Source organism: Solidesulfovibrio alcoholivorans DSM 5433, from assembly GCF_000702665.1.
Lineage (GTDB): Bacteria > Desulfobacterota > Desulfovibrionia > Desulfovibrionales > Desulfovibrionaceae > Solidesulfovibrio > Solidesulfovibrio alcoholivorans.
On sequence record NZ_JNJA01000006.1, the window covers coordinates 20,089 to 31,238 of the forward strand.

Genomic DNA, 11,150 nt, shown 5'->3' on the forward strand with positions numbered 1-11,150 from the left:
CACATTCGCCTGTCCAAAACGCAGAAGGCCCGCGATGCCGGCGACATCGCGGGCCGTGCCCACAAATGGCCGCCGCCGTGGTCAGGGATTGGGGGCGCGCTCGGGGCCGAGGGGCTTAAGCACCAGGAGCAGGGCGGGGCTGAACAGCAGGTCCGCCCAGATTCCCCACGTGAACGCGACGGCGGACAAGGCGCCTATCTTGATCCAGCCGGTCAGGACCGAATTGGTCAGGACGAGCAGGCCGAGGATGAGGACGACGGAACTGAACACCATGTGCCGCCCCACGGCGTGCAGGGCGTTGCCGATGGCCTCGGCGTAGTTGCCGGTACGGTCGAATTCCCGGCGGACGCGAAGGAAGTAATGGATGGTGTCGTCCATGGACACGCCAAGGCCCATGGCGCTGATGGTCATCAGGATGGTGTCCATGTAGATTCCGGTGAAACCCAGCAGGCCAAGCACGATGACGATCGGGAAGACGTTGGGAAGCATGCTGATAAGGCCCATCCGGACGGAACCGAGCGTCACGGTCATGACGACGGCGATGGCGCCGAAGGCCAGGAGAATGCTTTGGACCTGGGCTGTGCCCATATTGTCGTTGAGGGTTTTGGCGATGTCCATGAAGCCGGTGGTGGCGACCGCGACGCCGTCGCCGAACAGGGAACGGGAGAGGACGTCCGTCTTTTCGATGAGCAGGCGGGTTTCCCGGGAGCCAAGAGCCTGGGTTTGCAGGTTGATGCGGGCTTTGGAATTGTCGAAGTTGACGATCCTATCCATCCGGTCGCCGCCGGAGGCCTCGTAGAGGGCGAGATACTCGGGAACGGCGCTTTGCTTGTCCGGCAGGCTGTAATAGGCCGGGTCGTCGCCGTGCATGGCCCGGCGCATTTTGCGCAACACGTCGACGATGCTGAATGTCTTGTGGACGAGGGGATCCGTTTCCAGCGCTTCGCTCAGGCGTTCCATGCCGTCCAGGACTGTGAGGTCTTTGACGCCGTCGGGTCGTTTGGTGTCGATGATGATTTCCAGTCCCGTCGAGCCGCCCATGCGGCTGTCCACGTAGTCGACATCCTGGCGTAGCGGCACGCTTTTGGTCAGGTATTTCGTGAGATTGGATTCGACTTCCACGAGCAGCGTTCCGATGAGGCCAAGGACCATGCATCCCGTGAAGCCGGCGACGATGAGGCGGGGATGGCCGACGATGAGGCGATGGAGCCAGTCGAAGAACCGGTCGGGCAGGAAGGAGCGGGTGCTGCGCCCGGCCATGGGCGTGGGGGGCTTGCGGCCAAAGGAGTAGATCGCGGGGACGAGCACCAGGGTGAGCAGATAGGCGAGCATCACCCCTGCCGGCAGATAGAGGCTCATATTCATGAAGGGTTTGATAGGCGCTCTGCCAAAGGAGAAAAAACCGATGGCCGTCGTCAGGCAGGTCAGAAAGGAGGCGAGTCCGACCTGTCCCATGGCATGGACCAGGGCGTCCTTTCTGGAAAGGCCGGCGGCGGTGAGATGATTGAAATCGATGATGGGATGCACAATGTCGTTGATGCAGATGGTGATCAGCAAGACCGGCAGGCCGACGACCATCAGGTCGAGGTCGAAGCCGATGACATTGATGACGCCAAGCGTCCAGATGAAACTGAGGGTCACAATGGCCAGGGGCAGCAGCACCCCCCGTATCGTCCGGGTGAACAGGTAGAACAACACAGCCTGGACAAGCAGGCACAGGCCGAAGAATTTCGGCGTTTCGCTGTTGGCGACGTCGTTGTAGCGGGTTTCGAAGATCGGATCGCCAACCACATGCAGGCGCATACCGGAAAATTCCGGCATGCCGGTCACGGCGAGGACCGCCCGGGCCACCTGTTCGGACGGCGGCGGCACCATGTGGGCTTCGGGGAAGCGTTCGAGCTCGAGCAGGATGCCGGCGGCCTTGCCGTCCTTGGAGATGTAGCGGTCCACGAAGTCCTTCTCGGACAGGGCCAGCCCCAGGCGACGGTCGAGCTCCTTGCGGTCGGTCGGAATGTCGTCCAGGAGCTTCCGGATGGCGACGGCGTCGTCTTTGGCGGCAATATGTTCGGCGTTGCCCACCCAGTTGAGGTCGCGCAGGAAGGGCACCCGGCTTTCGAGTTCCCGGGCCAGACGTTTGAGCTTGGCGGCCGCGTCGGGGGTGAAGACGCCGTCGGTCTCGGCCAGGATGTAGACGAACTGGTCGTTGCCGAAGGCCTCCTTGAAGGCGCGCAGGCGTTGCATGGCCGGGTCGTCCTCGAAAAACCATATTTCGAAGGAGCCGTTGAATTTGAGGTTTGCGGCCTGGGTTAAGAAAAAGGCCGTGAGGAGGAGCACCCCGGCCAGGGCTGCCCAGCGGAACCGGATGACGGCGGCGGTCAGCCTTTCAAAAAAGGCGATGCTTTGCTGTTGCGACATGTTCATGTCCTTTTCGTTGTCGCCGTCCGGGGGCCGGCCGGCATCGCGCCCGTAAGCCTTCGTATGGAAGCTGCTCCGTTCCCGCCTGCGCGCGTGCCGGTCTTGCTCCCGTTGCGCCCCGGTCGGGGAGCCGGGACGCAACGGGACAAGACGGCCGCTTGGAGGCAATTCATGCTATCGCGGCAAAGCTCGGTTGGTGGTCCGGGGGAAGGGGCCTTTCCAAGCTGTTGCCGACAAAAAGGCCCCTTTGTGCAAATGGACGACGCTAAAAGAAGTGGTAGGTCAGGCTGACGCCGTACGTGCCCGGTTCGCTGGCTACGGTGTAGCCGCCGCCAAAGGCGCCCTTGGCGTCGTAGCGCGTATCGAAAATGTTGGTGCCGAAGAGATAGACGTCGAGTTTGTCAAATTCCCAACCCACCTTGGCGTTGACCGTGGCGTGGGCGGGAATGGAATACTTGTTGCGGCTGTCGAGATAGACCAGGGAGGAGCCCAGAACTTCGGCCCGGGCGAACAGGCCTGACTTGTGCCGGTATTGGGCCCCGACATTGCCCGTGAAGTCGGGAACGTAGGGCAGGCTGTTGCCCTTGTGGTCGCCGTAGTAGTCCGTGAAGTCGCCGTAGCGCATGTGGATGTAGCCGGCGGAGCCGAACAGCTCCAGTCCGTCCAGGGGCAGCCAGGTCAGTTCCAGTTCCGCGCCCAGGGCCTGCGTGTCGCCGGCGTTGCTGATATAGGGCATGGGCGTTCCTGATGAGGCAAGATACTGTTCGACCTGGGCGTTTTGAAAATCGTTGAGGAACAAGGCCAGATTGGCCTTGAGTGTGTTGTCGAAGAAGGTGTTCTTGCTGCCCGCTTCGTAGGCCCAGAGGCTTTCCTCGTCGAAGGTGTATTTGCCGTCGCTCGGGGTGTAGCTGTTAAAGCCTCCCGCACGGTAGCCGCGAGAGACGGTGGCGTAGACCATGTTGTTCTTGGTGATCTCGTATTCCAGGCCGGCCTTGGGGGAGACGCTGGTCCAGGCCTTGCCGTCCTGGTAGGTCTCGTTTTCGAAATCGCTGTTGTAGGCATCGAGGCGCACGCCGCCAAGCAGGCTCAAACCGCCGAACAAGGGGTATTTGAAGTGGCCGAAGGCGGAATAGGTCTTGGTCAGGTCCCAGGCCTTCGAACTCATGCTCAGAGAGGTGTAGGAATACTGGACCTTGCGTTCGTAGCTGTCGAAATAGCCGCCGAGGACAAGGCTCGCTCCCTTGTCATCCTTGTAATTGGCCCGCAGTTCCTGGCTTAGATCGAGATACTTGTCATATTTCCAAGTTTCATAGCCGCTCGTTGTGCTGAAATCGTAATCGATCTTGTAGTCGGCATCGGTCATTCGCCTGGTCGAGATCGAGGTGATCGTCCAATTGTCGTTTATGGTGTACTTTATATGAAGGGATTCGTCGTCGATCCACGAGCGGTTGTATCCTGGACGGTTCGTATCGACATGTCTGTCGTCATAGCCAGGATAGGCGTACATGGAGAATGTTCCTTCGTTGAATTTTATGAAGGAACCGATGAACGTCATTTCGAGATCGTCGCTCGGCGTGAAGCGGATTTTCCCTCGACCGGAGTAATTCTGTTTGTCGTCGACCCACTTGTCGTCATAATCGTTTTTGACCCAGCCGTCGCGGTTGTAGAAGTTGAACGCCCCATCCATGAAAAGCCTGTCCTGGATGACGGGGCCGGACAGATTGGCCTTGCCGTGGAACATCATGGATGTGCCGGCTTCCAGGGTCGCCTTGCCTTCCGGCGTGTTGGTGGGTTTTCGCGTAACGATCTTGATGACGCCGCCTTCCGAACTGCGGCCGTAGAGGGTGCCCTGGGGACCGCGCAGCACCTCGATGCGTTCGATGTCGTAGAGGTCGGACACGAAGCCGAGATTCGAGGTGACGGGGACGTCGTCCACATATAGGGAGACGCCGGAGATGTTGTTGTGCGGATCGGAGCGGACGCCGCGCATCGTCGGAAAGTTGATGACGCTGGTGCCGCCGCTGTAGAAGCTGAGGTTGGGAACGCGCAGTCCCAGGTCCTTGACGAAATTCATCCGGGAATCGTCGATCTGCGTATCCGAAAACGCCGTGATGCTGGTGGGAATCTCCTGGACCTTTTCCTCTTCCTTGGTGGCTGTCACCGTGATGCCTTCAAGCTGCACGCTTTTGGCTGCGGTTTGTTTTTCCTGCTGCGCTTCCGCCGGGAGGGGCGCAGTAAGGAGAAGGCACAACGGGAAGGCGAGGTTACGCCAGATACGCATGGCCGGGGCTCCTTCGCTTGGTGTGAGATTGATTTTCAAATTCTTTCAAAGCCGTTGTGTAAGCCTGTTTTCTTCGGCGCACTATCCTGTTTGGGTCAAAAATGTCCCTGAATGGGGCATGGCCCGGGACCATCGTGCGCCAGGGCCGCGGCACACGACAGGCCCGGCCGGGCGTCGAAGCGCCACAGCGACCAGCCGCCCGGGGCGGACGGCAGGCGACGCGGGACCGGTTCGCCGCGCGGAGAAAGGTCGAAGGCAAACGTATCCAGGGGGCGGGAGAGACCTTGTCCCAGGACCTCGACCACCGCCTCTTTGCAGGTCCAAAGGCGCAGGAAGGATGTGGCTCCCGGCGTGGGACAGGTTGAAGGACACGGCGTGCCGGCCGGCCAGTTCGGGCTTGCCCCAGGGGCCGAAGCGGATACAAAGCTCGCGCGTGGCTGCATGGCCGGACTCGGCTCAGGCAATCCCGGCGCTTGCGCCGTCTGCCCGGTCCGTCAGGCGTTCACCCGCGGCGAGGCTGGCGGCGGCTGACGCCATAGGCGGGAAACGGAGCGAATGGGCCGTTTTGAGGCATGCAGCGTTGGGGGATGAATGTATGGATCTTTTTTACACGAGTCGTCGAATTTGAAATGTTGACTGGCGGTCATGCCGGTCCTGGGCGAAAATGAGTCGGAAAGGGAGTGCTGGCATGGCGCGACACAATACGCAGAGGCCTGCGGGTTGCGTCTCTGGGATCGTTTCTGGGCAGTCGGGTTGGTCACAGGGCGGCCACCGTCCAGGTGTCTGGGGTTCGCCGATCCTGGCCAATGGGTTCATCGACATCGGCATGACGATTATCGTCCACGATTCCGGTCTCGGCCAGCGTCGGTGCGAGCGGGCCATCAGGCAGCTCAGAGAAGCCGGCTTCATGCGGGTGACCCCGCCGAGGGGCCGAAGCGACGAGGGCCAGTATTTCGGCTGCCGGGCCATCCGGGGCCTCACCACGGCCTTCTTTGAATGGCGGGGCCCGGGACCGATGCTGCGGCGGGAACGAGCCCGGGCTTCGGAAGCACTTCGCCGCAAGGCGCAACAAGCCAACCGCAAGCTGGCGGATTTCATGTGCCGGGTGGTGGCCGGCGCACGGCCCATATTCAAGCGTCGCCAGGCGGGAAGTCCAGGGAACAACGGATCACCCTTTAATCCTCTGAGAGGGCTGCGAGCCCTTTTTGTTCCCAACACTGTTCCCAACCGGATGGGAAAAATGTTGGGCCGCCACCGGCCGTGAGCCTCGTGCGGACGCCTCCTCCCTTATTTTCCATTTTTCTTCCCCCGCGTTGATTGGAATCAATGCCCGACAGCTGCGCATGGTGCATATCGAGTGCGGTCAACAAGCAACGAGGTTTTCAGGCATGAGTTACGAAATCCTATGCCCGCATTGTTATGGAAACCAGTTTATTGCCGCACATGTTTGCGCCTTTATTGGCGTGCAGCATGAGCTGTCGCGGAAGTCGACGCAAGCGACACAGGCCGTTGTCGCGGCCTGACAATACAACGCGAAACAACAAGGAGCAGATTCGTATGAGCACCAAACGCATTGTCGTCATTGGTGGCACCGCCGCCGGTCCAAAAGCGGCCTCCCGAGCCAAGCGCCTGGATGAGACTGCGGAAGTCACCCTGTTGCAAAAAGCATCCGCGCTGTCCATGGCCTCCTGCGGCTATCCTTATTACGTGGCAGGTGAGGTCAAGGACCGCGACATGCTGCTCGCCACCCCGGCCGGCGTGGTGCGCGATGCAGCATTTTTCGCCGGGGCTAAGGGCATCATCGCCAAAGTCTCGACGGAGGTCACGGGCATCGACCGGGAGGCCAAGACCGTGGCCTGGAAGCGCGTGGATACCGGCGAGACGGGGCTCCTGCCCTATGACAAGCTGATTTTGTGCACCGGGTCCGTGCCCAAGGTGCCGCCCATCCCGGGCCGCGAACTGGCCGGAGTCACCACCCTGGCCAGCCTCGAGGACGCCGACCGGCTGCGTGAGCTGGCCGCCACCAACAAAGACGAGAAGGCCGTCATCATCGGCGGCGGGCTTATCGGCATGGAGACCTGCGAAGCGCTGGTTGCGGCCGGCATGGACGTGACCGTGGTCGAGGCCCTGCCGCAGACCCTGAGCTTCCTGGATCCGGAACTGGCGCTTTTGGTGCAAAAGCACGCCACATCCAAGGGCGCGAAGATCCTCACCGGCGTGGGGATTTCCGCCATTAACGGCCAGGACGGCAAGGTCGCCGGCGTCACCCTGGCCGACGGCCGGGAACTGCCCTGCACGCTGGTCATCATGGCCATCGGCGTGGCTCCCAACACGGGGCTGGCCAAGGCGGCGGGCCTGGCGCTCGGTCCCACCGGCGGCATCATCACGGACGAGCGCATGCGCACCTCCGATCCGGACGTCTATGCCGCCGGCGACTGCGTGGAAGTGAAAAACCGCCTGACCGGCGAGCCCATGCTCGCCCCCTTCGGCGATCTGGCCAACCTGGAAGGCCGGGTGGCCGGCGAGAACGCGGTCCTTGGCGACACGGCCACCTTCCCCGGCACCATCGGCAGCGGCATCTGCAAGATCTTCGACTTCACCGCCGCCTCCACCGGCCTGTCCGAGTTCCGGGCCAAACAGGCCGGCTTCGACGTGGTGACGGCCATAAACGCCAGCCCGGACAAGCCCGGCTTCATGGGGGCCAAGCCGGTGGTGTCCAAGCTCATCGCCGACGCCAAAACCGGCCGTATCCTGGGGTTTGCCTGCGTGGGCCTGGGCAACGTCAACCGGCAGGCGGCGGAAATGGCCATGGCCATCCTCGGCGGGCTGACAGTGGACGACGTGGCCATGGCCGACCTGCCTTACGCGCCGCCGTTTTCCCTGGCCATCGACCACGCCATCGCCACGGCGCACATCCTGCAAAACAAGATGCGCGGGCTCATGCGGGGCCAGTCGAGCATCGTGGCCAAATCCCGCATCGACAACGGGGAGCGTCCCTACCTGCTCGACGTGCGCGGTCCCAAGGAGTTCGAGGAAATGCGCCTTGGGCGCGGCGAGACGCTCATTCCCCTGGGACAGTTGCGCAAGCGCCTCGGCGAACTCCCGGCGGACAAGCAGGCCCCCGTCATCACCTACTGCAAGGTGTCCATGCGCGGCTACGAGGCCCAGCGAGTGCTCGAAGCCAACGGCTACGAGAACGTGACGGTGCTGGAAGGCGGACTGGTGGCTTGGCCGTTCGGCCTTGAACAATAATAGCCTGTTGAAAAGTGCGTGCGGGAGGGGAGAGCCCTTGAAGGGGTTCTCCCCTCCCGGCCAAGGCGTTGTCGGCCAATGGGGACGTCTGACCTCGGTGCGGCATCGGGTTCCTTGCCGCTCCCCCCGTGACCAGCCCCCAGTTCAGGATGCTTTCCTGGCAAATCGCTCACTGCCACCAGAGGCGGCAGCCAATGGCCATGGGCAGAGCCGGGGGATACGCGTTCTTCTTATTCGCACGTCCCGTCCCGGCATCCTTCGAGAAGCTGTCTATCCAAAATGCGGATTTCGCCCTCACTCTGTTCGATCATCCGCCGTTTCGACATCTTGGTGAGGGTTCGCGAAAGAGTTTCCGGAGTTACGCCTATGATTTTGGCAAATTCACGATGCGTGACTCCGAGGCGGACCGATTCACCCTGCGCGTGTGTGAGAAAATACGCTGCAATGCGTGACGGGATTTGTTTTAGGGATAGCGAGTCGATCATCTCCATGGCTTCTTTGAGGCGTCGCGAAATGACTTTTAATAGAACGAGTAGCAGAGCCGGGTCTTCTTTGGACAGCCGTTCGAACTGCTGCGGTGCCAGGACAAGCACTCTGCTGGATTCCAAAGCCGCCAAATTGGCGGGAAGTTGGCCGTCGGAAAAGATCGAGCACAGGCAAAACGGTTCCCCTGGCCTGAAAATGTAAATGGTCTGCTCCTTGCCGTCCTCTGCAACCTTGAAAAGCTTCACACGGCCTGAAAGGAGGACATGGAGCCCGGTCGAGGCGGTACGTTCGCTGAAATAGATGCCGCCTGCCGCGATGGATTCCACCGAGGCCTCGCGCGCGACGAGTGCCCGTTGGGCGGCGCTCAGCGTTGCGAAAAGCGCAATTTTCTCCAGTTCCTCGGCCGTGATTGTGGTACGGCCATGTCCTCCGTCTTTTCCCATTTTTTTCCTCCGCGTTGATTGCGGTCAATGCCCGCCAGCCGTGCGTGGTGCATAGTGGGGGCAACAAGCAAGGAGGTCCCCGGTTATGAGACACGAAATCCTATGCCCGTATTGCCATGAAAATCAGACTGTTGTCCATCCTGGCGGCTATGCTCCAATCCATGCCGAGTGCATGTCTTGCGGCAAGCTGTTTATCATGGAACCTGAACGGCATGGCGTCGCCGTCTACAAAGTCGAAGATGCGCCGTGCTGCTCCGACCCGGATTGCCTTGAAACCGAGCTTTCCGCCTCGGAGAATGACTAGCGCCACATGGCCGGCAAAAAAGGCACTGTCCGCCTTTGTGTGGACGTCGACGGAAAATCTTCACAGGCCTGGCCGCACGCCACAATGTTCCAGCATTCAACACTGTACAGATTCCATGGGGGTGTCGCATGACGCATATCTTGCAGAAAATTACCAAGAATCTCATTCTGGCCATCCCGGCCACCATGGTGTTGGGTTTTCTTTTCGGCCTGTCCGCCGACGTTCGCTGGCTGCGCGGTCTGATCATCCCGTTCACCTTTCTCATGGTGTACCCCATGATGGTGACGCTCAAGGTGCGACAGGTCTTCCAGGGCGGCGACGTCAAGGCACAGGCTCTCGCCCAGACCGTGAATTTCGCCGTCATCCCCTTCCTTGCCTGGGGCATCGGCCAAGTCTTTTTCGCGCAACGGCCGTTTATGGCGCTTGGCCTGTTGCTGGCCGGGCTTTTGCCCACCAGCGGCATGACCATTTCCTGGACCGGCTTTGCCAAGGGCAACGTCGCCGCCGCCGTGAAGATGACGGTTATCGGCCTTGTCGTGGGTTCGCTGGCCACGCCGCTTTATGTGCGGGCGCTGATGGGAGCGGCCATTGAGGTCGATATGGCGGCGGTGTTCCTGCAGATAGGCATTATCGTGTTTCTGCCCATGGCCTTGGGGTACGCGACCCAGCGCCTGCTCGTGCGCAAGTATGGGCAGGAGACGTTTCAGAAACGGTTCGGACCGCGTTTTCCCCCGCTTTCCACCCTCGGGGTCCTTGGCATCGTGTTCGTGGCCCTGGCGCTCAAGGCCAGGACCATCATGCAGTCCCCGGAAGTGATGCTGGCCATCCTCGCTCCGCTCGTGCTGCTGTACGCCGTCAATTTCACCTTGAGCACCGTGGTGGGCAGGCGCTTTCTGGCTCGCGGCGACGCCATCGCCATGGTGTACGGTTCCGTGATGCGCAACCTTTCCATCGCGCTCGCCGTCGCCATGAACGCTTTCGGGGAGCAGGGGGCTGACGCCGCGCTCGTGGTGGCGGCGGCCTACATCGTTCAGGTGCAGTCCGCAGCGTGGTATGTGCGTTTGACCGACCGGTTTTTCGGCGCGTCCGCCGGGGAGCCCGTGACCGCCTGAAACATCAATCCGAATGGAGGAAGCCATGCTGCCGCGATACCGAAAAATATTGTATGCGACGGATTTGTCCGCAACGGCTCGCCAGGCGCTGCGCCACGTGGCGGCGTTCGAGGAATGTTTCGACGCTGCCGTGACCGTGTTACATGTCCTCCCCGATCCGCTGGAGCTTTTCAGCGAACAGGCGGGCATGGATCTCGAGCAGGCCTTTGGCGAAGACGGCGCGCATTGGATCAACCAAGGCGAGTACACCAACGCAGGCAAGGCGATGCGACAGCGGCTGGAAGCGCTGGCCGCAGAGGACTTTTCTTCCGAGCGCTCAGCGCGCCATTTCGCCGAAGCTGAAGTCAAGATCGTCTGCGGCGACCCGGCTGAGCAAATTCTTCAGGAAGCCCAAAAAGGCGGATACGAGCTTGTCGTCATGGGGACGCACGGCCATGGCCGGCTGCTCGGCATGGTCCTTGGCAGCGTCGCCCAGCAGACGATCAGGAGCAGCAGGATTCCGGTCCTCGTGGTCCCATTGCCGGAGGAATGATCGCGACGAGTGGCTTAAGATGCCTCTCCGGCAGCCCGAAAAGTCAGCAAGCGGGGAGCGTCAGGTCTTGCTTTCGGCAATCTTGACCGGACGCTCCGCCCGGTCCGTGGCAGGACCAGGAGCAACGCGGCCACGCCCAGGGCCAGACGCAACGCTGCGGTCAGCCGTGGTAATCGCCCAGCCGGTGCAGGCCCGGCGGGAATACGATGGCGTAACGCGCGCTAATGGGCATCTGTCACATGCCGGTCAACGCCAGGCCAGGGGCAGCCACAGGATCCGCAAAGGCGTAGCGCCTCCATCGCCTCGCGAGGCAGTGCGATGATCG

The 11,150-nt window shown here is 61.5% G+C and carries 9 protein-coding genes and 1 pseudogene; 6 read left to right on the forward strand and 4 right to left on the reverse strand.

Translation table 11 applies throughout. The features are described 5' to 3' along the window. Window positions 1-81 precede the first annotated feature (81 nt). The 3 genes and pseudogenes from Q368_RS0112265 to Q368_RS27405 form a co-directional block, all read right to left on the reverse strand. The gene (locus Q368_RS0112265; protein ID WP_162179640.1) at window positions 82-2,415 is read right to left on the reverse strand and encodes an efflux RND transporter permease subunit; all 2,334 of its coding nucleotides are present in this window, start codon (window positions 2,413-2,415) and stop codon (window positions 82-84) included. Between the two features lie 265 nt (window positions 2,416-2,680). Further along, window positions 2,681-4,696, reverse strand: a complete 2,016-nt coding sequence (locus tag Q368_RS0112270; protein ID WP_029459364.1) for a TonB-dependent receptor — start codon at window positions 4,694-4,696, stop codon at window positions 2,681-2,683. 95 nt (window positions 4,697-4,791) lie between these two features. Further along, window positions 4,792-5,034, reverse strand: a pseudogene (locus Q368_RS27405) (holo-ACP synthase); the annotation flags it as partial. A gap of 13 nt (window positions 5,035-5,047) precedes the next feature. Here Q368_RS27405 and Q368_RS27000 point away from each other — a divergent pair. The 3 genes from Q368_RS27000 (at window position 5,048) to Q368_RS0112280 (ending at window position 7,948) form a co-directional block, all read left to right on the forward strand. Next, window positions 5,048-5,227, forward strand: coding sequence for a hypothetical protein (locus Q368_RS27000; RefSeq protein WP_245611334.1), 180 nt, complete (start codon window positions 5,048-5,050; stop codon window positions 5,225-5,227). 157 nt (window positions 5,228-5,384) lie between these two features. Beyond that, window positions 5,385-5,960: a hypothetical protein gene (locus Q368_RS23870; RefSeq protein ID WP_052360143.1), complete on the forward strand. Its 576-nt coding sequence runs from the start codon at window positions 5,385-5,387 to the stop codon at window positions 5,958-5,960. Between the two features lie 293 nt (window positions 5,961-6,253). Continuing rightward, window positions 6,254-7,948 carry an FAD-dependent oxidoreductase gene (locus tag Q368_RS0112280; RefSeq protein ID WP_029459365.1) on the forward strand — a complete coding sequence of 565 codons (1,695 nt, stop codon included), beginning with the start codon at window positions 6,254-6,256 and terminating at the stop codon, window positions 7,946-7,948. Window positions 7,949-8,178: 230 nt separating this feature from the next. Here Q368_RS0112280 and Q368_RS0112285 read toward each other — a convergent pair whose 3' ends face one another. Then, window positions 8,179-8,877: a Crp/Fnr family transcriptional regulator gene (locus Q368_RS0112285; protein WP_029459366.1), complete on the reverse strand. Its 699-nt coding sequence runs from the start codon at window positions 8,875-8,877 to the stop codon at window positions 8,179-8,181. 85 nt (window positions 8,878-8,962) lie between these two features. Here Q368_RS0112285 and Q368_RS24535 point away from each other — a divergent pair, with 85 nt between their 5' ends. From Q368_RS24535 to Q368_RS0112300, 3 genes are all read left to right on the forward strand, one after another. Continuing rightward, a complete protein-coding gene (locus Q368_RS24535; RefSeq protein ID WP_084158760.1) occupies window positions 8,963-9,181 on the forward strand; it encodes a hypothetical protein in 219 nt (72 codons plus the stop codon). Window positions 9,182-9,309: 128 nt separating this feature from the next. After that, entirely contained in the window at window positions 9,310-10,293 is a 984-nt protein-coding gene (locus Q368_RS0112295) for an arsenic resistance protein (RefSeq protein WP_029459368.1), read from the forward strand. Between the two features lie 25 nt (window positions 10,294-10,318). Beyond that, window positions 10,319-10,825, forward strand: coding sequence for a universal stress protein (locus tag Q368_RS0112300; RefSeq protein ID WP_029459369.1), 507 nt, complete (start codon window positions 10,319-10,321; stop codon window positions 10,823-10,825). Window positions 10,826-11,150: the final 325 nt, after the last annotated feature.

What these genes read in the sequence shown, in the direction of transcription:
- Q368_RS0112265 (WP_162179640.1), bottom strand. Translation starts at nt 2,415, where the DNA reads ATGTCGCAACAGCAAAGCATCGCCTTTTTTGAAAGGCTGACCGCCGCC.
- Q368_RS0112270 (WP_029459364.1), bottom strand. Translation starts at nt 4,696, where the DNA reads ATGCGTATCTGGCGTAACCTCGCCTTCCCGTTGTGCCTTCTCCTTACT.
- Q368_RS23870 (WP_052360143.1), top strand. Translation starts at nt 5,385, where the DNA reads ATGGCGCGACACAATACGCAGAGGCCTGCGGGTTGCGTCTCTGGGATC.
- Q368_RS0112280 (WP_029459365.1), top strand. Translation starts at nt 6,254, where the DNA reads ATGAGCACCAAACGCATTGTCGTCATTGGTGGCACCGCCGCCGGTCCA.
- Q368_RS0112285 (WP_029459366.1), bottom strand. Translation starts at nt 8,877, where the DNA reads ATGGGAAAAGACGGAGGACATGGCCGTACCACAATCACGGCCGAGGAA.
- Q368_RS24535 (WP_084158760.1), top strand. Translation starts at nt 8,963, where the DNA reads ATGAGACACGAAATCCTATGCCCGTATTGCCATGAAAATCAGACTGTT.
- Q368_RS0112295 (WP_029459368.1), top strand. Translation starts at nt 9,310, where the DNA reads ATGACGCATATCTTGCAGAAAATTACCAAGAATCTCATTCTGGCCATC.
- Q368_RS0112300 (WP_029459369.1), top strand. Translation starts at nt 10,319, where the DNA reads ATGCTGCCGCGATACCGAAAAATATTGTATGCGACGGATTTGTCCGCA.